General features: G+C 46.5%; 21 protein-coding genes and 1 tRNA gene. 5 read left to right on the top strand and 17 right to left on the bottom strand.

Annotated elements, in window-relative coordinates; all coding sequences use genetic code 11:
• Positions 1–5: 5 nt before the first annotated feature.
• The 4 genes from ABF87_RS09255 to lptC are packed head-to-tail and all read right to left on the bottom strand — an operon-like array spanning position 6 to position 3363.
• Positions 6–1460, bottom strand: coding sequence for an RNA polymerase factor sigma-54 (locus ABF87_RS09255; RefSeq protein ID WP_160828845.1), 1455 nt, complete (start codon positions 1458–1460; stop codon positions 6–8).
• A 41-nt stretch (positions 1461–1501) separates the two neighbouring features.
• Positions 1502–2224 carry an LPS export ABC transporter ATP-binding protein gene (gene lptB, locus ABF87_RS09250; RefSeq protein ID WP_160828844.1) on the bottom strand — a complete coding sequence of 241 codons (723 nt, stop codon included), beginning with the start codon at positions 2222–2224 and terminating at the stop codon, positions 1502–1504.
• A gap of 39 nt (positions 2225–2263) precedes the next feature.
• Complete coding sequence (lptA, locus tag ABF87_RS09245) at positions 2264–2788, bottom strand: lipopolysaccharide transport periplasmic protein LptA (protein ID WP_160828843.1); 525 nt, start codon at positions 2786–2788, stop codon at positions 2264–2266.
• Between the two features lie 8 nt (positions 2789–2796).
• Positions 2797–3363 carry an LPS export ABC transporter periplasmic protein LptC gene (lptC, locus tag ABF87_RS09240; protein WP_160828842.1) on the bottom strand — a complete coding sequence of 189 codons (567 nt, stop codon included), beginning with the start codon at positions 3361–3363 and terminating at the stop codon, positions 2797–2799.
• A gap of 224 nt (positions 3364–3587) precedes the next feature.
• Between lptC and nadA the strand changes: the two genes are divergently transcribed.
• The 5 genes from nadA (at position 3588) to smbP (ending at position 8291) form a co-directional block, all read left to right on the top strand.
• Complete coding sequence (nadA, locus tag ABF87_RS09235) at positions 3588–4685, top strand: quinolinate synthase NadA (protein WP_160828841.1); 1098 nt, start codon at positions 3588–3590, stop codon at positions 4683–4685.
• A gap of 110 nt (positions 4686–4795) precedes the next feature.
• Complete coding sequence (gene clsB, locus ABF87_RS09230; RefSeq protein ID WP_160828840.1) at positions 4796–5968, top strand: cardiolipin synthase ClsB; 1173 nt, start codon at positions 4796–4798, stop codon at positions 5966–5968.
• 42 nt (positions 5969–6010) lie between these two features.
• A complete protein-coding gene (locus ABF87_RS09225) occupies positions 6011–7033 on the top strand; it encodes an L-threonylcarbamoyladenylate synthase (RefSeq protein ID WP_160828839.1) in 1023 nt (340 codons plus the stop codon).
• Between the two features lie 35 nt (positions 7034–7068).
• Positions 7069–7839: an HAD family hydrolase gene (locus tag ABF87_RS09220; RefSeq protein ID WP_160828838.1), complete on the top strand. Its 771-nt coding sequence runs from the start codon at positions 7069–7071 to the stop codon at positions 7837–7839.
• Between the two features lie 116 nt (positions 7840–7955).
• Positions 7956–8291, top strand: coding sequence for a small metal-binding protein SmbP (smbP, locus tag ABF87_RS09215; protein WP_160828837.1), 336 nt, complete (start codon positions 7956–7958; stop codon positions 8289–8291).
• Between the two features lie 84 nt (positions 8292–8375).
• Here the strand turns inward: smbP and ABF87_RS09210 are convergent, their stop codons facing one another.
• The 13 genes from ABF87_RS09210 to ABF87_RS09150 all read right to left on the bottom strand — a co-directional run bounded on the left by ABF87_RS09210 (position 8376) and on the right by ABF87_RS09150 (position 19713).
• Complete coding sequence (locus ABF87_RS09210; protein WP_160828836.1) at positions 8376–9455, bottom strand: peptidoglycan DD-metalloendopeptidase family protein; 1080 nt, start codon at positions 9453–9455, stop codon at positions 8376–8378.
• 18 nt (positions 9456–9473) lie between these two features.
• Complete coding sequence (locus tag ABF87_RS09205) at positions 9474–10136, bottom strand: protein-L-isoaspartate(D-aspartate) O-methyltransferase (RefSeq protein WP_160828835.1); 663 nt, start codon at positions 10134–10136, stop codon at positions 9474–9476.
• A 40-nt stretch (positions 10137–10176) separates the two neighbouring features.
• Positions 10177–10920: a 5'/3'-nucleotidase SurE gene (gene surE / locus ABF87_RS09200; RefSeq protein ID WP_160828834.1), complete on the bottom strand. Its 744-nt coding sequence runs from the start codon at positions 10918–10920 to the stop codon at positions 10177–10179.
• A gap of 110 nt (positions 10921–11030) precedes the next feature.
• Positions 11031–11107 (bottom strand) — tRNA-Pro (locus tag ABF87_RS09195).
• Positions 11108–11284: 177 nt separating this feature from the next.
• Positions 11285–11662: a MerR family transcriptional regulator gene (locus ABF87_RS09190; RefSeq protein ID WP_160828833.1), complete on the bottom strand. Its 378-nt coding sequence runs from the start codon at positions 11660–11662 to the stop codon at positions 11285–11287.
• Positions 11640–11948, bottom strand: a complete 309-nt coding sequence (locus ABF87_RS09185) for an integration host factor subunit alpha (protein ID WP_160828832.1) — start codon at positions 11946–11948, stop codon at positions 11640–11642. Before ABF87_RS09185 ends, ABF87_RS09190 begins: the two co-directional genes overlap by 23 nt.
• Before the next feature lie 51 nt (positions 11949–11999).
• Entirely contained in the window at positions 12000–14372 is a 2373-nt protein-coding gene (pheT, locus tag ABF87_RS09180; RefSeq protein ID WP_160828831.1) for a phenylalanine--tRNA ligase subunit beta, read from the bottom strand.
• Positions 14373–14418: 46 nt separating this feature from the next.
• Entirely contained in the window at positions 14419–15438 is a 1020-nt protein-coding gene (pheS, locus tag ABF87_RS09175; RefSeq protein WP_160828830.1) for a phenylalanine--tRNA ligase subunit alpha, read from the bottom strand.
• Between the two features lie 99 nt (positions 15439–15537).
• Entirely contained in the window at positions 15538–15897 is a 360-nt protein-coding gene (gene rplT / locus ABF87_RS09170; protein WP_160828829.1) for a 50S ribosomal protein L20, read from the bottom strand.
• Positions 15898–15908: 11 nt separating this feature from the next.
• Positions 15909–16106, bottom strand: a complete 198-nt coding sequence (gene rpmI, locus ABF87_RS09165; RefSeq protein WP_160828828.1) for a 50S ribosomal protein L35 — start codon at positions 16104–16106, stop codon at positions 15909–15911.
• A gap of 268 nt (positions 16107–16374) precedes the next feature.
• Positions 16375–16947: a translation initiation factor IF-3 gene (gene infC / locus ABF87_RS09160; protein ID WP_345789899.1), complete on the bottom strand. Its 573-nt coding sequence runs from the start codon at positions 16945–16947 to the stop codon at positions 16375–16377.
• Positions 16948–16973: 26 nt separating this feature from the next.
• A complete protein-coding gene (thrS, locus tag ABF87_RS09155; RefSeq protein WP_160828827.1) occupies positions 16974–18881 on the bottom strand; it encodes a threonine--tRNA ligase in 1908 nt (635 codons plus the stop codon).
• A gap of 79 nt (positions 18882–18960) precedes the next feature.
• On the bottom strand, positions 18961–19713 hold the full coding sequence (locus ABF87_RS09150) for a hypothetical protein (RefSeq protein WP_160828826.1): 753 nt from the start codon (positions 19711–19713) through the stop codon (positions 18961–18963).
• Positions 19714–20083: the final 370 nt, after the last annotated feature.

The raw sequence follows: 20083 nt of genomic DNA, 5'->3' as shown, positions 1-20083 counted from the left end.
TCTAATTAAAATGATTTGCGAAGATTTGCTGCAGGAATTTGTAGCGACTCTCGATATTTCGCAATAGTCCGACGAGCGACAACAATACCTTGTTGTTCCAGTATGGTTGCAATTTTGTTATCACTCAGGGGTTTTTTTGAATTTTCCTGTTGTACCAATTGCCTGATCAACGCACGTATAGCCGTAGCTGAACAAGCCCCTCCTGAATCGGTAGACACATAACTGCCAAAAAAATATTTAAGCTCAAAAATTCCCCGTGGGGTGTGCATGAATTTCTGAGTCGTTACGCGCGATACAGTCGATTCGTGCAACTTCAATACTTCCGCGATTTCTCGTAACACCAAAGGACGCATGGCAACTTCCCCATGCTCGAGAAATTGCTGCTGCCGCTCAATAATAGCCCTGGCCACGCGCAAAATGGTGTTGGAACGTTGTTGAACGTTCCTGATCAACCACTTCGCTTCGTTAAGCTGATTAGCCAAACTTCGTGCGGAATTATCGTGAGCTTGTTTCAGTATGTTAGCATACAGGCGATTGATGCTGAGCTTCGGTAGCGCATCGAAGTTAAGATTGGCCATCCATGTCCCCTGCTGTTTGGTGACGATAATGTCCGGCACGATGTAACGTTCACTTTGAGAATCGAATTCGGCTCCTGGCTTGGGATTCAAATGCATGATCAATTTCTGAATAGTCCGCAGGCATTCATCATCGCACCCCAGCAACTTTTTGATTTGCGCGAAGTCATGCGCCGCCAATAATTTCAAGTGCTCTTGTACTACAATGAGCGCTTGATCACGATGATCGACATGCTCCGGTAGCATCTGTAATTGCAAAACCAGACATTCCTGCAGATCGCGCGCGCCCACCCCGGGTGGATCCAAACGCTGCAAATGCTTGAGTGCACTTTGCAGATCACTTAAATTAATGCCGAGCTCGGAAGGCAGCATTTCCAGAAGTTCATCCAGCGGCTGGAGCAGATAACCATCATCATCCAGACTATCGATCAGCACGCCGATGATTCTTTTTTCACGATCAGAAACCTGATGAAGGCAAGAAACCTGCAGGGTCAAATGTTCACGTAGCGTAATTGGCTGGGCTGGGATCTGAGGGCCCTCATAATCCTCATCGTGAGAAGCGCTTTCAGCACTAAAATGGTCTTCTGGCCATTCCAACTCTTGCTGAGTATGCTCTTCAGAGGTAACGGTTTCCTCTGTGGTTTCGGGTGTTTCAGGCGTATTCTCAAAGTTTGAGGCATCAGTAGAGAGCGTGTCAGATGCAGAAATGTCGGCTGTGGGCGTGTTCCAATCTTCGCCTAATTCCAGCAAGGGGTTTTCCTGCACAATCCGCTCGATTTCCTGGTTCAGCTCAAGCGTCGACAACTGCAGCAACCGAATCGATTGCTGTAATTGGGGAGTCAGCTTCAATTGCTGCGATAGCTTTAATTGCAGTGTCTGTTTCAAGATTCAGAAGAAAAATAATTTTTACCAAGTGACCCGCTTCGTTACAATCGAAAATGCTCTCCCAAGTACACTTCTCTCACTTGCTCATTATCGATAATTTCCTCGGGCTTCCCATTAGCCAGAACATGACCTTCACTGATAATGTAAGCTCGATCACAGATTCCCAAGGTCTCGCGCACATTATGATCGGTGATCAGCACACCAATTTGCCGTTCTTTGAGAAAAGCGATGACTTTCTGGATGTCGACCACCGCAATGGGATCAACACCTGCGAACGGCTCATCGAGAAGAATGAAACGCGGTTGCGAAGCCAAGGCACGGGCTATCTCGACTCGGCGGCGTTCTCCGCCCGATAAACTGATGGCAGAATTATTACGCAAATGACTGATATGCAAATCATGTAATAGACCATCTAAATGCCGCTGTTTTGTATCCTCATCCCATTTCTGCAATTCCAGGACTGCAAAAATATTTTCCTCGACAGTTAAACGTCTGAAAATGGATGCTTCTTGAGGTAAATAGCTCAATCCAAGCTTGGCCCGTTGATGAATGGGCAACCGGCTCAGATCCTGGTCATCCAGATAAATTCCGCCATCATCCAACGGCACCAGACCAACAATCATGTAGAAACAGGTTGTTTTTCCGGCGCCATTCGGACCCAACAGACCAACCACTTCGCCACTATGCACCGAAAAGGAAACATCCTGCACCACGGTTCGTGATTTGTAGCGCTTTTTTAAATTACTGGCCTTTAATTCGCTCATTGCCTGGAATTAGCCTTGCTGTCCATTCAGCGTCAGCATTCACTCCGATTTATTTTTTGGTTGAATAGTGATGCGAACTCGCTTATCGGGACCCGTCTCAACCCCGCGTTCCTTGCTTCCGATCACTTTGAAAAATTCGGTATTCATGTCATACGAAATATAATCACCCTGCACTTCATCAACGCCCCGCTTCAATCTTGCCTGCCGAAATAACTCAATCTTATCGGTCTTGCTATCGTACTCAACACGTTGACTCCAGCCTTCGACATATTCATCCAGGCCATCGCGTTTCTGGCGAAAACTGACCAGGTCTCCAGTCGCCGTCGCGTGCTTAAAACCATCCAAATCTTCCTTCATGACCAATTTATCGGCAAGAATCCGCATCGTTCCTTGAGTCAGAATCACATTCCCGGTAAAAATACTGATCCGACTCGATTCTTTGCGATTGACATCTTCCACGGTGGCTCGATCAGCTTCCAAATACACGGGTTTCTTCCGATCGGCTTTTTCAGCAAATGCGGATTGAGCGAACAATAATGCGGTTATCACAAAAAATAATTTCATTTTTCTGATCATTTGCGATTGACTGCTTTGACTTGTTGAAGGAGTTGTATCATCCCGGTTTCATTATTGAGCTCCAGGCCGGTGCCATGAATCGTGGTATTCATTCGCGAAATGATCACTGGCTGATCGGTAGTCACCAGGCTCTGGTGCGGAATAAGGTGCAAAAAATCGGTCTTCAATATGATCTTGCCTTTTTCCTGGTCTGTACCTCGAATTGCTGTGACATTTTCCTTCAGAAAAATATTTTCACCTTTATTTTTTACTTCAGCGCGATCTGCTTGCAAATGGATCGGCGGTTTATCAGGCTGTGTACTGATAAAGCTCACCTGTTCCATCAGGGTAACGTTCTCGCTCAGATAATGAAATAGTTTGCGGGCAGTAAATTTTCTATGAATTTCCTGGTCATATTCCATTCGAATACCCGATAGATCCTCGACGATATAATCTGGATTACGGTACAGATCGCCATCTTTAGCGTGTTCAGGTGGATGAGTGATGCGATCCAACCAAACGGTCAATAACGCCAGTACGACAAGCACAATCAAAGGAAAGCTAATATGTGGGCGATTGATCATTTAAATTACTGGCTGCTTATCATGGTGTCAGGCCGCTTGATGCGAATATCAGGCTGATCTTATTGACCAAACTTTGGATCGACAGAATTATACCAGAACTCCAATCTGCATTTGTCGAATAGATCCGGTCGCTATTTTTTGATAAGCCTTTAAATTTCCAACTTGAATCTATATTTAAGTATGGTAACGTGTGTCATTTGATTATTTAACGATTAACGATAGCAATGCAAACAAACGCTTTAGAATTTGAACAGTATGATCAATTACAAGACGATGCCTGCGCGCAACGGATCATTGCCGCCAAACAATCGTTGGGAAAGCGCGCGGTTATCTTGGCCCATCACTATCAACGGGCCGATGTATACCGCCATGCCGACTTGACCGGCGACTCTTTGAAATTGTCTTTCCTGGCGGGTCAGACCGATGCAGATTATCTGGTGTTTTGCGGCGTTCATTTCATGGTCGAAGTTGCGGACATGCTGTCAAGTCCTGAGCAAATCGCCATTTTGCCTGACATGTCAGCAGGTTGCTCGATGGCTGACATGGCCAGCTTGTCGAAAGTGGAGCGCGCGTGGCAGGAACTGTCCGGAATATTTGACCCCGATGAAATTATCACCCCAGTGACGTATATCAATTCCGCCGCAGACCTCAAGGCGTTCTGCGGCACACATGAAGGCATCGTCTGCACCTCCAGCAACGCCGGCAAAGTCCTGCAATGGGCATTCGAACGGCGGGAAAAGGTGCTCTTCTTTCCCGACCAGCATTTAGGTCGCTGGAGCGGTCATCAGTTGGGCATTCCGCTCGAGGACATGGCAGTATGGAATTTCGATGAGCCGATGGGCGGGTTGATGCCGGAACAAATCAAAAAAGCGAAAATTCTGTTATGGAAAGGCCATTGTTCCGTTCATCAAATGTTTCAGCCGCAGCATATCATTCGCTTTCGCAATCAATACCCCAATGGCATCGTCATTTCGCATCCGGAATGCAGCTTTGAAGTATGCAAATTATCCGACTATGTCGGCTCGACGGAATACATCATCAAGACCATTGCAGCCGCAAAAAGCGGAACTCGCTGGCTGGTCGGCACTGAATTGAATCTGGTCAGCAGGATTACCGAAGAATTCAAGTCCCAGGATAAGATCGTCCAATTCATGTCACCGATGGTATGCATGTGCTCGACCATGGCGCGAATCGATCCGCAGCATTTGGCCTGGACACTCGAAAATTTGGTAAATGGCAATGTCGTCAATCAGATCAAGGTTCCTCAAGAAGAAGCCGGATTGGCGAAGCTGGCACTCGACAGAATGCTGAAAATCTCGTAACCGGTTTCACCAGTGTCCGAAGCCGTACTGATCCTTGCTGCGGGCATTTGGCACGAAAGATCTGATATTAAGATATGCGATGGGGATGATCGGGGTACGACACACAAATAATGAAAACGCTCGATTTTGTTGAAAATAACCAAATTCATTTGCTATGCAATGGCGATGAATATTTTCCCCACCTGGAAGCTGCAATCGATGACGCGCAAGTGGAAATACACCTGGAAACGTATATTTTTGAGTATGATGCGGTCGGACGCAGAATTGCTGAGGCGCTCATGCGCGCCGCCGGACGAGGTGTATCGGTCTATCTTCTGCTGGATGGTTTTGGCTCGCAAAACCTTTCTCAGCCTATCATACGCAATCTGCTCAATGCCGGTGTCAAGGTGCTGATCTTTCGGCCAGAATTTATTTTTTCAATGCCGCGCCGCCACCGTTTGCGAAGAATGCATCGTAAATTGACCGTAATTGACGCTCAAACCGCTTTCATTGGCGGTATCAATATCATCGACGACCGGCACAACCCGGAACATCTCCTGCCGCGCTTCGATTATGCCGTTGCCATACAGGGCCCTTTACTCGCAAGGATCCATAAGGCTGTGAAACATTTATGGCTGATCGTCGCCTGGGCGCATCTCAAGAAGCGCTGGACCCACCGCACGGATATCAAACCGAGCACCCAACCCTCGGGCCAGCAAAAAGCCGCGTTGGTCATACGCGATAATTGGCGTCATCGCCATGACATTGAGCACGCCTATTTGGATGCCATCAATCAGGCCCGATCTGAAATCATCATCGCCAATGCGTATTTCCTGCCCGGCAGAAAATTCAGCACTGCACTCAAAGACGCCGCACGTCGTGGTGTTCGTGTCGAGCTTCTACTGCAGGGCAGAATCGAATATTTCCTGCAGCACCATGCTACTCAAGCATTGTATGAAAATTTGTCGAAAGCGGGAGTGATCATTTACGAATACAATCGCAGCTATCTGCACGCCAAGGTAGCCGTCGTTGATCAATATTGGGCTACGATCGGTTCTTCCAACATTGATCCTTTCAGCTTGCTGCTAGCGCGCGAGGCCAATGTAATCATAGAAGATCATCGATTCGCCACTCAACTGAGAACCAGCTTGAAAACAGCGATTGCACAGGAATCGACGGTCGTTACGGCGGCAAGCAAGCATATTTATTCTTGGCGTAGCTATGCCTTGAATTGGCTCAGCTTCTACATCGTTCGCATCATGCAAGGCTTGCTCGGTTATGAATGGCGCGACGGCACGCCATGATGTTATGCCTGAACCTGAGCCAACGACTAACAATTCCCAACAATGAAATCCACACGACCTGCTCATTTCTCAACCGCATTTTCTGAGCCGCAGCAAGCGCTTATCGAGGAAGCCGCCGCCCGCTTGCGTGCCGGCGGAACAGTGGCTTTCCCGACTGAAACCGTCTACGGTCTTGGCGCAGATGTCACCAACCCTGCCGCAATCAAGAAAATTTATTCAATAAAACAAAGACCTGCTGAGCACCCACTGATCGTGCATATCGGAAATATTTCGCAGTTATCGTATTGGGCAGAAGAAATACCGGAATCAGCCTGGACATTAGCACATCATTTCTGGCCGGGGCCATTGACGCTCATTCTACAGCGCAGCAGCCGGATTCCGGATTGCGTCACCGGTGGACAACATACCGTGGGCCTACGCATGCCCGCACATCCGATTGCCCTGGCCCTATTGAATGCGCTGGGCCCGCAAAAAGCGCTGGCCGCGCCGTCCGCTAATCGATTCGGCCGCATCAGCCCAACCACTGCTGAGCATGTCCGGCAAGAATTGGGATCGACTGTGGATCTCATACTCGATGGCGGTGCCTGCGAAGTAGGATTGGAGAGCACGATCGTCAGCTTTCATGATCGCCTGCCTCATATCCTGCGCCCTGGCGGCATCACATTATCAGCACTGGAAACCGCATTGGAAAGCCCCTTCATTTCAACCACGGCCGATCCAGCCATACGCACATCGGGATCCCTGCCGTCGCATTATGCCCCCGCTACTCCGTTACGTATCCATTCTACCGAACTGATCGGGCAACACGTATCCGCATTGGGTATTCAGAACCTGCGCGTCCTGATCATGACCTGGTCGGAAATCGAGCTCGGCGCACTCCGCGCCCATGCTTCGATCCAGATCCATTCAATGCCGCGCGACCCGGTTCTGTATGGGCGGCAACTTTATGCTACATTACGCCATTTTGATCAGGCAGGTTTTGATTATCTGCTGGTTGAAGCACCTCCCGATCACCCTGACTGGCTGGCAATCATTGACAGATTACAACGTGCCAGTCATCACTGATCTGGCATGCTCTCAATAATCAACATTTAAACATCATGAATAAAGAAAATAAACTCCGCGCAGTATTATTTGATGTCGATGGCACTCTGGCCGACACGGAACAGGATGGGCATCGTCTCGCTTTCAATGCCGCCTTCAAGCAATTCAATCTGGACTGGAATTGGGACATTGATCTATATGGTCAGCTATTGGAAGTCACCGGCGGAAAAGAGCGGATTCGTCATTACATGGAAACATACGCACCCGCTGCGCTCGAAAGACCGGATCTTTCGGACTGGATTGCCAGCTTGCATAAAACGAAAACCAAATTTTTTGAAGCCTTGATGGAATCCGGCAGTATACCGCTGCGCCCCGGAGTTGCGCGATTGATCGATGAGTTACGTCAACAACGCATCAAGCTTGCAATCGCAACCACCACCACCATGGACAATGTTACTGCCCTGTTAAAATCGACATTGGGTGAAGAATCGATTGGCTGGTTCGATGTGATCGGCGCTGGTGATATCGTTCCACTGAAAAAACCCGCCCCGGATATTTATCACTGGGTGTTGGATCAACTCGGAATGACTCCGCAACAATGCATCGCCATCGAGGATTCCGAAAATGGATTGAAAGCAGCGCTTGCGGCCGATCTCACCACGTTGATCACCGTCAGCGGCTACACTCATGCTCAAAATTTCGACGGCGCAGTATCGGTATTATCCGACTTGGGCGAACCCTCTCAACCATTTACTCAAATAAAAGGCATCGCGCCTGCTCAGGGATGGGTTAACTACCACATACTCAATACCTTGATGAACCGTTAAGAAAGCACAAAAAACCGCTGCACCGATTCCTTACCCAAAACTTCTCCGAGCGCCACCAGTCACATCGATTGAATAACTTGTCAAAACTCGGAACAGTTCAAAAACCAGGAGACACTATGAAGTTAACTCATAAAATAATGATTATCAGCGTATTGCTCGGTGTTGCTTCGCTGACAATGGCATCCGACGCTCAGGAACACCTCAACAGTGCAATCAGCCATGCAGAAGATGCGGAAATTCATGGCCGTGCCGGTCATACCGATGCATTGCTCGAGCATGCGCAGGAGAGTCTTACACATGCTCAGGCGGCCTATAAAACTTCACCTGAGAACAATCAGCATTTGGCGGCATCCATCAAACTTCTCGAAGAAGCCATCAGTCAGGCAAAACAAGATCATGCCGAAGTGGCAACTGGCCAGGTCAGAGAAGCGTTAAGCCATATGCGCCGGTGATTTCATGATTGGCGCCTACCGCTGAAAACGGCGCGATCCGGATTATACAGACTAAGCGGTTGTTTTGCCTGAGTTTGCCGGAAACTAGGATTGACTGGGCAAGTACTCCATCGGATCGACCGGCTTCCCATGTTTGCGGATTTCGAAATGCAGCTGGATGGTGTCGGCATCGGTATTGCCCATCTCTGCGATTTTCTGGCCTTTTGACACAGCTTCGCCTTCTTTGACCAGAAGCTTGCTGTTGTGCGCGTATGCGCTCAGAAAAGTATTATTGTGCTTGATGATGATCAGGTTACCATAACCGCGCAAGCCATGGCCGCTGTAAACCACTTCGCCCGCAGCAGAGGCCACGACCGGCTGTCCAGCCTGCCCCGAAATCTTGACGCCTTTGGAGTTCTTTGAAAAAGAAGACATCACTGTGCCCGCCGTTGGCCAAATCCATTGCGCGACTGAACGATCACCAGCCTTGTCCGATTGCTGTAATTCGGGTTGCGGCGCCGTTTCTATGCGGCTTTGTTTTGCAATCTGGGTCGCTTGAGAAGCAGGAGGAGTAGTCACTTCGCCCATCGACGCCGGTGAATTCTTCAATCGCGCGACATTCTGCTCAGAAAACGGAAGCTTGACGGCTTTCGGACTGTTCTTCAGATTCTTGCTGACATCGCCGGGCTTACTTCCACTCTCGCTTGGAATTGTCAGAAAAGGTTGTTCATTGGGTTCTAGCGTTGTTTCGATGGGACGCTGAGGTAGCGCATATAAAACCGGCTGAGAGTCGGTTGCAGTTCCAGGTGCAGTTGCAGGCGCGGATAAGCTGATTCTTTGCCCTGGTTTGAGCATTTTTGGGTCGGCAATGTTATTCCATTCAGCCAGCTTTTTAGCATCAATGCCATGATTGAGTGAAATGCTGTAGAGTGTATCGCCCCTCTGCACGATATAAAATTGATTGGTTGGGGTATCCGCTTCCGCCGGCTTGATGGTCGAGGCCAGCGTACTATTCGACCGATCGACAACGGGTACGGGTGATTGCGTGGCGCATCCAATCAGTACAAGAGACGCAGCTCCAAACAACGCATAACTGCCTAACGATGAAAATCCCGCACTATTCCGTTTTAGGATACTTCGATCTCCACGATCAAGCGCTATCTGTAAAAATTGATTGTTTATCATGATGTTTTCCTTGTATCGTTATCTTTTTACGACACCAGCCAACAAGGGTACAAAATTGACTTCTTCCAGTACAGTTTCAGTATAGCCTTGTGGAGTTCGCTCAATGATACATAAATTCTGCTTTCGAGCACCTTTTGGGAAAACCATTCGCCCTCCCATCATCAGTTGTTCCAACAACGAAGCAGGCACATGCGTGGTAACGGCTGTCATGATGATTCCATCAAATGGTGCAGCTTCTATAAATCCATGCAAACCATCGGCGTGCCTCAGATGAGTATTTCTAATCTGTAGTTCGATCAATCGAAGCCGAGTGCGCGTCAATAGAGGGCCGATCCGTTCGACCGAGTAAACCTTCTGAGCGATTCTTGCCAATACCGCAGTTTGATATCCACAGCCTGTGCCAATCTCGAGCACTTTACCCAAATCCGATTGATTCCGCAGCAATTCACTCATACGGGCCACAATCCATGGGCTTGAGATGGTCTGGCCGTAATTGATGGGTAGCGCCACATCCTCATACGCTCTGCTGGCCAACGCTTCCTCAACGAAAATATGACGGGGAATAGCGCCCATTACCGATAAAACCACTTCATCAGCAATCCCTTGGGTGCGCAAACGCTCGATCATCCGCATGCGCGTGCGTTGCGAGGTCATGCCAATGCCAGAATGACGAACACTCACCAATGAGTACCCTTACGATTCAAATTGCCTCTCAAATTTGCTAGTTATTCAGCCATTTCGCTATCAAATCCATCTGATCATAGCGAGTCAAATCGATCTGCAATGGCGTCACAGAAACCCGGTTGTGCCGCACCGCATGAAAATCCGTACCATTACCCGCATCCTGCGCGGCTCCAGCTGCACCCACCCAATATACGCTTTCACCTCGCGGGCTCTGCGATTTGATGACGGGTTCCGCTTTATGGCGCCGACCTAACCGAGTCACTTCAATTCCGCCGAGTTGCTCATACTCGACATCCGGCACATTGATATTCAATAATACAGGTCGCTGAACCTCATGATCCCTGCAACGCAACACCATATCTGCGGCTACACGGGCGGCCGTCCGATAATTGCCATGCGATGAGCTGACTAAAGAAACGGCCAGCGACGGAATTCCCAACAGGAAACCTTCAGTGGCAGCCGCAACGGTGCCTGAATAAATCGTGTCATCACCCATGTTGGCGCCATGATTGACACCGGATACGATCATATCCGGCATGTCATCCAGCATGCCGGTAACCGCCAAATGAACGCAGTCAGTTGGCGTGCCATTGACATAATAAAAACCAGTATGTGATTTATGCAAGCTCAAAGGACGATCTAATGTCAATGAATTGCTTGATCCGCTACGATCCCTCTCAGGTGCGACGACAATAATTTCTGCAATTTTGGAAAGTGCTTCGGCAAGATGGGCTAAACCCGGTGCAAAGTATCCATCATCATTACTGAGTAATATGCGCATCTCTTCTTTCTATAAAGATCTCAAGTTGTTGACTAGCCAGACAATTCTGCCGTATAAATCGGCTCAGTATTATCCCTCTTGCTCGTCATAGACTGCCTCAAATCCGCCGATGGTCGGGGCGAGAGGATTTGAACCTCCGACCACTTGCACCCCATGCAAGTACGCTACCAGGCTGCGCTACGCCCCGAACAAGGAATTATAACAAACTACGCAGGTTAACTAGGTAAACTATCACTGAAATATTTTTAAAGAAGCTATGAAAAACACTGTGCTCGATCACGTTTAAGACAGGTATGTTGAAATCAAGCCCAAAAGGGGGATTTGAATTGCATAGACTGCATTTTTTACGCTGATAAGATTTTTCTTAAGAAAGAAGAAGCGACATCACGCTCTTGATCTCCCGTCGAACGTAATTCATATCAGTTTGTGCAGATGACATACCGATGTCATTGAGCAACTCAACATGTGATGTTTCTCCATGATCGAGGCGATTTCTCGCACCACTGATCGTAAACCCCTGATCATATAATAATTCTCTAATGCGTCGAATCAATAATACTTCTTGGTGCTGATAGTAACGGCGATTTCCTCGCCGCTTGACGGGTTTCAGTTGAGTAAATTCCTGCTCCCAGTAACGCAACACATGCGGCTTTACACCACACAAGGTGCCAACTTCGCCGATTGTGAAATAACGTTTAGCAGGAATTGGGAGGAGGTTGTTACTTGGTTTTCTGTTTTCCATGATAATTTTTTTCAACCAGAGTTTTCAGTTTCTGACTGGCATGAAAAGTCACAACCCGACGAGCCGTGATCGGTATTTCCTCGCCGGTTTTGGGATTCCGACCTGGACGCTGCGGTTTTTCACGCAACTGAAAATTGCCAAATCCTGAAAGCTTTACACCTTCGTTATTTTGCAAAGCATTGCGTACTTCTTCATAAAACGACTCGACCATATCTTTCGCTTCACGTTTATTCAACCCCACATGCTCAAATAGTAAATCCGCTAACTCAGCTTTTGTTAAGGCCATACTTCACTCCATTTAATATTAATTATTTTAATTTTTACGTTCGCCGTTTCATTACGACGATCGATTTCGCAATATTGCACCAAATTTATCTTCTAGAATTTTTATCAAACTTAATACAGCAAAATCAGCTTCTTCATCGGTCAATGTTTTCTCAGTATCTTGTAACAATACGCGGAATGCAAGACTTTTTTTGTTATTTTCCATCCCCTTACCGCGATAAAGATCAAACAAAGAAATATCGGTAACAATTGCTGATCTTCCTTCATGCATACTGGTCAAGAGGGAGTGAACACTCACCTCGTTATCCACAACGATTGCAATATCACGCCGCACTGGCGGAAACTTCGACAATTCCCGAGCAACTGGCAGAGATTTAGGCAACAACTCCTCCACACTCAGTTCAAATAACACTACATTCTTCTGCAAGCCATACTTACTTTGCAGATGAGGATGCAGTTCTCCTATCCACCCCACAGCTCTATCGTCGATATAGACCTGCGCTGATTTTCCCGGATGCAGCGCGGGATGCGAGAATCTCTCGCAACGGATGGCGCTGCTGCCACATAACACTTCAACATCCGCCTTGATATCATAAAAATCAATATTCCTTGCAGGCAGACCCCATTGTTCGACCACCGCATCTCCATAACTAATGCCTGCGATTCTCTCGATTTGCTTGGCCTCATTTTTTTTATCTTTGACGAAACAGCCGCCGATTTCGAATAAGCGCACGCGAGTTTGCTTACGATTCAGATTAAACTGCAAATTCGACAACAAACCGCCAATCAGCGTGCTCCGCATGACATTCATTTGACTTGCAATCGGATTTTTTAGCGTGATCGGATCATCATTGCCCAAGTCGCGCTCCCATTCAGCATTGACAAAGGCATAATTGATCACCTCCTGAAAATCCCGGTTCACCAGTTTTTCTTTGAAATTGATCGGGGATCGCAATTTTTCAGATGCAGGCAACATCATCAGACCGGCGCGTGGGAAATGAGCAGGTATCTGATCATATCCGTAGATGCGCGCCAGCTCTTCTATCAGATCTTCTTCTATCGCTAGATCAAAACGATAAGCGGGCGGTACGACTTCAAAAATACCGGATTGCACTGAAAATGCCATCCCTAGCCGCTTAAAATAATCGCCGATGTGCTGCTGAGGAATATCGACCCCCAACACCCGTTGTATTCGGCTGATCCGCACGTTGATCGGCAAACGCAGCGGCAATTGATGCTTCATTTCTGTCACAGCACCCACCTTACCGCCACAGATTGACTGTATCAGGTAAGTGGCCCGTTCCAAGGCAGCTCGGGTTGCTTCGAAATCGACACCACGTTCAAAGCGATAAGCAGAGTCTGAACTAAAACCGAGGCGAAATGATTTACCACTGATCACTGCGGGTTCAAAAAAGGCACTCTCCAGGAAAATATCTGTCGTGCCTGGTATAACACCGCTTTCAAACCCTCCCATGATGCCTGCCAATGCAAGAGGCTTGTAATCATCTGCAATCACCAGCATATCTTCGGTTAACTCGATTTCCGTCCCATTCAATAATAGAAGTTTTTCCTGCGATGACGCATAACGTACCTGAATAGCGCCGGTAATGGCAGCCAGATTGAAGGCATGCATAGGCTGACCGGTTTCCAACAGCACATAATTTGTGATATCGACTACTGCATTAATCGATCGAATTCCGCTTCGTTCGAGTCTTTGTGTTAACCATAAAGGTGTTGATACATCGGTATCAATATTGCGAATTATCCGACCGGAATATAACGGACAGGCATCTATCGCTCTGATACGCACATCCAACGTGTCATCGATTTCATGCGACACTGGATCTATCCGAAGCGGATGCAAAGGGGTAGCGGAAATAGCCGAAACTTCCCGTGCGACACCCAGAACACCCAGGCAATCCGCACGATTCGGCGTTAAACTGAGGGTGAAGATGCTATCATCGAGTTCGTAATAGCGACGAAAATCAGTTCCTACCGGTGCATCCTGCGGCAACAGAAGCAGTCCATCTGCTACGTCGCTGATGCCGAGTTCTTTTGCGGAGCACAACATCCCGGCCGAATCCACTCCGCGCAATTGGGTCTTTTTAATAGTGATTCCCGGCAGTGTCGCTCCCACCAATGCACAAGGCACTTTCTGACCGCTGCTGACGTTGGGTGCTCCACACACGATTTGCAGGACATCGTCTTGATGATCGCCCACTTTCACGGCACACACCTTTAATCGATCTGCTGACGGGTGCTTATCGACTGACAGAACTTCCGCAACGACCACCTTTTCAAATGCAGAAGCAACGGATTCAACATTCTCCACTTCGATCCCCGCCATAGTCAGTGCATGCGCAAGCTGCTCACGTGTATAAAGTGGATTAACAAAGGTTCGCAACCAGTTTTCCGAAAATTTCATAAATCTATTTCTTATATTGCATCAATTGATTAATTGAATTAAGGCTCTAATTGAATTGTTTGAGAAAACGAAGGTCATTTTCAAAAAACAATCGCAAATCATTGACGCCATATCTCAGCATCGTCAAGCGTTCCACTCCCATACCAAACGCAAAACCGATATATCGTTCGCTATCAATGGCCACATGCTTTAGAACATTCGGGTGAACCATGCCGCAACCCAATACTTCCAGCCAACCGGTATGACCGCAGACACGGCAACCTTGACCGTTACACATGACACAGCCGATATCCATTTCCGCAGATGGTTCTGTGAAAGGAAAAAAAGAAGGTCGGAATCTCACAGGCAAATCATCGCGCTCAAAAAAGTGAGCCATGAAATCCGCCAGGACCCCTTTCAAAGCCGCAAAATTGGCATTCTCATCAATCCATAATCCCTCTACCTGATGAAACATTGGCGTATGCGTTACATCGGAGTCACAGCGATACACCCGCCCAGGCGCAATCACTTTTATCGGGGGCTCATTGTCCTGCATATAATGGATCTGCACGGGAGAAGTATGGGTTCGCAGCAGATTACCATTATCGATATAGAATGTATCATGCATTGCCCGCGCCGGATGATTATGCGGAATATTGAGTGCAGTAAAATTATAAAAATCGGTTTCTATTTCCGGGCCCGAAGCCACTTCGAAGCCGATGGAATGAAACAATGTCTCGATACGGGCCAACGTCTGTGATACCGGATGTAAACCACCCACATTTCCATTTCTACCGGGTAAGGTTATATCCAAATATTCCTCTGCTAATTTGGCTTCCAGTTCTTTCGCTTGAAGAGCATTACGTCGAGATTTCAGCGTCGTTTCTAATAAATTCTTGGCTTGATTAATCTGATTTCCTCTCGCCGGACGTTCTTCAGCAGACAATTTTCCTAGTCCTTTGAGTAATTCAGTCAGTACGCCATTTTTGCCCATATATCGAGCTTTGACGTTCTCCAATTCATTGGGATCATCTGTGCGATTCATCAAATTAACTGCTTCATCAATAATTTCTTCTAGATCAGTCATATAAAAATTGGAAAATTAGCTGGATATCCGTTGCTTTCACAAGAAAAAGGGAGGTTCAGGGTTTACCCGACCTCCAAATAGTTATTTATTTACAGATAATTACGTAGCAAGACTGGCTTTTGCTTGGTCAGCAATTTTTTCAAAAGCACTTTTATCAAAAACCGCCAGATCAGCCAAAACTTTTCTATCAATATCAATGGATGCCTTCTTTAAGCCATTCATGAATACACTGTACGATAAACCACACTCACGAGCAGCGGCATTGATACGTGCAATCCACAACGCCCGGAATTGTCTTTTACGTTGACGACGGTCTCTATAGGCATATTGTCCGGCCTTCATGACCGCTTGCTTAGCTATTCGATAAACATTCTTGCGACGTCCCCGATAACCTTTGGCCAAATCAAGTATTTTTTTATGTCGCGCATGCGCAGTAACACCACGTTTAACTCTTGGCATAATTCCCCCCTTTACGCGTAAGGCATCATAACGCGCACGGCGGCAACGTTAGTGGAATGAACATTTGCAATACCCCGTAATTGACGTTTGTTTTTTGTCGTTTTTTTGGTCAGGATATGTCGCTTGAAAGCTTGAGAGCGCTTGATACTGCCATTCGCCCTGAATTTAAAACGCTTTGCAGCGCCACTTTTAGTTTTGATTTTTGGCATACATCCTCCTCATCTATATATGAAGCTAGGTGTTTTCATTGACAATGAAAATCTTTACAAACCCAGCGATCACTTATTGTTTCAACAACACATCTAAATTCGCTCTGAGAAACTGCTGTGCCCGAACTCGGCTGGATTCTACTGGAATCAGAATTAGATTGTTCATTTAGCGTTTAAAAATGCAATCTTTTCTGATTTCGCTATGTCAGCTCACGGTTACTGCTTTTTTCAGAGTTTCCCTCAGTTACAACAGGGCACTACCGGAATATCATGGTGTGACACTTGAATTGTCTGTCACTGCTTTGTTCTTATCTGACTTTGAATCTCTTTTTTTCGGTGACAGAACCATGACCATTTGCCTGCCTTCCATTTTCGGAAATTGTTCCACAATGGCAAACGATTCCAAATCACCCTTCACTCGTTCCAACAGACGCATCCCAAATTCCTGATGCGCCATTTCTCGACCTCTGAAACGTAAAGTAACCTTGACTTTATCGCCTTCATTGAGAAAATTTGTAAGATTCCGCAATTTTATATTGTAATCACCTTCATCCGTATTGGGTCTGAATTTAATTTCCTTAATTTGCACTTGCTTCTGCTTTAGCTTCGCATCATGTTTTTTCTTGCTTTCCTGATAACGAAACTTACCATAATCCATTAAACGACAAACAGGTGGCTGTGCGGTTGGTGCAATCTCGACGAGATCAACCCCTGCTTCTTCAGCCAAATTATTCGCTTCTGTTAGTGTAACAATTCCTACTTGCTCTCCATTTACACCAATCAACCGCACTTCTGCCACATCAATTTCTTCATTGATGCGAGCTGTTTTTTCGTGAGCTATGGTAAATCCTCCAAATTTAATCTAAATTATGCCTTTAAAGATATTTCCTTTTTTAGGCGTGCTATCAGTGCTTCCACGGTCATTACTCCCAAATTTTCACCTGCGCGATTGCGAACCGCTATTTTATTGGATTGTACTTCTTCGTCACCAACAATAATTTGATAGGGAAGCTTTTGCAGACTATGCTCGCGGATTTTATAGTTAATTTTCTCATTTCTCAAGTCTAACCCTGCTCGAATACCGTGTATTCTTAATTGAGAGGCCACTTCTGCCGCGTAATCGGTCTGTCCACGAGAAATATTCATTACAACCGCTTGCTCAGGAGATAGCCATAATGGAAATGCCCCTGCATAATTTTCTATCAAAATTCCAATGAATCTTTCCAGCGAGCCTAGAATCGCTCGATGCAACATAACAGGTACTTGGCGAGAATTATCTTCTGCGATATAGCCCGCTCCCAGGCGCTCAGGCATAGAAAAATCGAGCTGCAGCGTTCCACATTGCCATACTCGTCCGATACAATCCTTCAATGAGAATTCAATTTTTGGACCATAGAAAGCGCCTTCTCCAGGCTGTAACTCCCACTCGAACTTGGTTTCCTCCAGAGCGGATTTCAGGGCTGCTTCGGATTTATCCCATTGCGCTTCGGAACCCACCCGCTTCAACGGCCTCGTTGAAAGTTTCACGGCAAGTTCTTGAAAGCCAAAATCGGCATAAACCTCTTTCAGCAAAGCGATGAACCTCACAACTTCATCCTGAATTTGGTTTTCGGTACAAAAAATATGTGCATCATCCTGTGTGAATGCTCGCACCCGCATGATGCCATGCAAAGCTCCTGAAGCTTCATTTCGATGACAAGAACCAAATTCGGCCAATCGTATGGGAAGCTCCCGGTAGCTTCGCAAGCCTTGATTAAAAATTTGCACATGTCCAGGACAATTCATTGGTTTTATAGCGAAATCCCGCTCATCCGAATGAGTGGTAAACATATTCTCGCGGAAATTCTCCCAATGCCCGGAGCGCACCCATAAATTTTTATCCAAAATCTGAGGCGTACGAATTTCGTGATAGCCATTGTTGTTCAACAATTGGCGCATATACTGCTCAATTTGCTGCCATAACGCCCATCCGTTAGGATGCCAGAAAACCATCCCGGGTGCTTCATCTTGCACATGAAATAAATCAAGCTGTTTGCCTAATTTTCGATGGTCTCGTTTCTCGGCTTCTTCCAGACGATGCAAATAATTCTTCTGATCATCCTTGTTCCCCCAGGCTGTACCATAAATGCGCTGCAGCATTTCATTATTGGAGTCGCCTCGCCAGTATGCCCCAGCCACTTTCATCAGCTTAAAAACTTTTATTCTCGACGTGGCCGGAACATGAGGTCCTCGGCATAAGTCGGTAAAATTTCCCTGCCCGTAAAGTGATAAATCTTCTTCGCCAGGGATGGATTCAATGATCTGTGCTTTATAATGCTCACCCTGCTGTTTGAAGAAATTAATCGCTTCATCACGATCCCAGATTTTCCGTTCTATTTTTAGATCGCGTTTGCTGATTTCATGCATGCGCTTTTCAATTGCCGCCAAATCATCGGGAGTGAAGGGCCGCTTATAAGAAAAATCGTAGTAAAACCCGTCTTCAATCACCGGCCCAATGGTAACTTGCGCCTCTGGGAACAATTCCTTCACTGCATGTGCCAATAAATGCGCACAGGAATGCCGAATGATTTCCACTCCTTCGACATCCTTTTCAGTAATAATGGCAAGCTCGCAATCACGGTCAATTTGACTATCTAAATCAACCAGCTTCCCATTTATTTTTCCTGCAACAGCTGCACGAGCCAAACCAGGTCCGATAGCTGTAGCAACATCGAAAACTTTGACGGCATGATCAAAAAAACGCTCAGAACCATCTGGCAAACGGACAACAGTCACAATATCCCTTTCATATCACGATTTAATTATTGATTACGATCTCTTACTGATGCTCGCCTGATCTGCAAACGAATTCTCATCAATGGACGATTGTTTTATACCAGTTATTCATTTTTTGCAAACCATTTAGAAATATTGGTGCAAAACCAATCGCTACCGCATCAACCAAGCAATACCACGCAGCTACGCCACTGGGCGGATTTCCTTGAGTCCAGTCAAAAACTGGTTCAATAGCTGCCCACTTCCATGTTCCAGCGGCTGTACCAACAATCTCTAACCATGTACAGATGAAAAAGGCTCCCAGATAAACCAGAGGTGATCTTCCCTTAAAAATACAGATCACAAAAATACAAAATAAAAACGCTCCGACTTGATCGCCTTGCTCAGGTATACCGCTAATACCCCATAAAGACCATATACCTCCAATCGCTATGACAAAAAGAGCCAGTTTTTTTGCATTCATCAAAAAAAACCTGGAGCGTGAAAGCGCAACTGCGGTCAAATATACCATTCCATGCCCAGGAGGCACATATAATGGCACATTGCCAAATCGATAGGTATATCCTTCCATATAAATGGATGCAAAATGCTCCCCAGCAGTAGCAAACGCTACTGCAATAACGACTTGCATTCTTACTTCTCTGTTCTCTCCCACCAATAAACCGATTAGAAACGTCCAGGCGATGACCCCTAATAAATTCTGAATCTGTATGCTTGTGCTCCCATCAATGACCAGACTTACCCCAACGCAAAAAAAAGTAAAACCGGCAATGAAATAATCTCGATTATTATGCGGATACGTTCTATCAGGCTTTGGAAAATGATCAAACATACTATGGATACTCTACGATAATAAAAAACCCGCCATCAGCGGGTTATCAACCTATTTTCTCTAAATTAAATCCACTACTTATTTTTCAATTTAATAAAAACAGAGCAAACCTTCACACATTGTTTTTACGCATCGACCCATGAGCGATAATTACTTATATTTCACTCATGGGCGGTCTGTTTAGTATTTATACTTACCTAATTTGCTTTCGCTTTTCCAACAAGGCTGTGACAATCACTCTTCATCCTCATCCTCATCGCCGTCTTCATCACTCTGAGGCTCGGCGGAGGCTGCAGCAGACTCGCTCTCCCCACCTTCTTCGTCATCTTCTTCATCTTCTTCCTCTTCCCCGCCACCACTGTCCTCATCC

It is taken from the genome of Nitrosomonas sp. JL21, assembly GCF_009833095.1.
Taxonomy (GTDB): domain Bacteria; phylum Pseudomonadota; class Gammaproteobacteria; order Burkholderiales; family Nitrosomonadaceae; genus Nitrosomonas.
This window is presented reverse-complemented; position numbering and strand designations above follow the sequence as displayed.

Bases quoted from the DNA above. Each gene is read 5' to 3' on its own strand.
- lptA (WP_160828843.1), bottom strand. From the start codon at position 2,788: ATGAAATTATTTTTTGTGATAACCGCATTATTGTTCGCTCAATCCGCA.
- pheS (WP_160828830.1), bottom strand. From the start codon at position 15,438: ATGACTGATCTAGAAGAAATTATTGATGAAGCAGTTAATTTGATGAAT.
- rplT (WP_160828829.1), bottom strand. From the start codon at position 15,897: ATGCCAAGAGTTAAACGTGGTGTTACTGCGCATGCGCGACATAAAAAA.
- lptC (WP_160828842.1), bottom strand. From the start codon at position 3,363: ATGATCAATCGCCCACATATTAGCTTTCCTTTGATTGTGCTTGTCGTA.
- lptB (WP_160828844.1), bottom strand. From the start codon at position 2,224: ATGAGCGAATTAAAGGCCAGTAATTTAAAAAAGCGCTACAAATCACGA.
- ABF87_RS09185 (WP_160828832.1), bottom strand. From the start codon at position 11,948: ATGGCCTTAACAAAAGCTGAGTTAGCGGATTTACTATTTGAGCATGTG.
- clsB (WP_160828840.1), top strand. From the start codon at position 4,796: ATGAAAACGCTCGATTTTGTTGAAAATAACCAAATTCATTTGCTATGC.
- smbP (WP_160828837.1), top strand. From the start codon at position 7,956: ATGAAGTTAACTCATAAAATAATGATTATCAGCGTATTGCTCGGTGTT.
- ABF87_RS09150 (WP_160828826.1), bottom strand. From the start codon at position 19,713: ATGTTTGATCATTTTCCAAAGCCTGATAGAACGTATCCGCATAATAAT.
- pheT (WP_160828831.1), bottom strand. From the start codon at position 14,372: ATGAAATTTTCGGAAAACTGGTTGCGAACCTTTGTTAATCCACTTTAT.
- ABF87_RS09220 (WP_160828838.1), top strand. From the start codon at position 7,069: ATGAATAAAGAAAATAAACTCCGCGCAGTATTATTTGATGTCGATGGC.
- rpmI (WP_160828828.1), bottom strand. From the start codon at position 16,106: ATGCCAAAAATCAAAACTAAAAGTGGCGCTGCAAAGCGTTTTAAATTC.
- ABF87_RS09225 (WP_160828839.1), top strand. From the start codon at position 6,011: ATGAAATCCACACGACCTGCTCATTTCTCAACCGCATTTTCTGAGCCG.
- surE (WP_160828834.1), bottom strand. From the start codon at position 10,920: ATGCGCATATTACTCAGTAATGATGATGGATACTTTGCACCGGGTTTA.
- ABF87_RS09190 (WP_160828833.1), bottom strand. From the start codon at position 11,662: ATGGAAAACAGAAAACCAAGTAACAACCTCCTCCCAATTCCTGCTAAA.
- ABF87_RS09210 (WP_160828836.1), bottom strand. From the start codon at position 9,455: ATGATAAACAATCAATTTTTACAGATAGCGCTTGATCGTGGAGATCGA.
- nadA (WP_160828841.1), top strand. From the start codon at position 3,588: ATGCAAACAAACGCTTTAGAATTTGAACAGTATGATCAATTACAAGAC.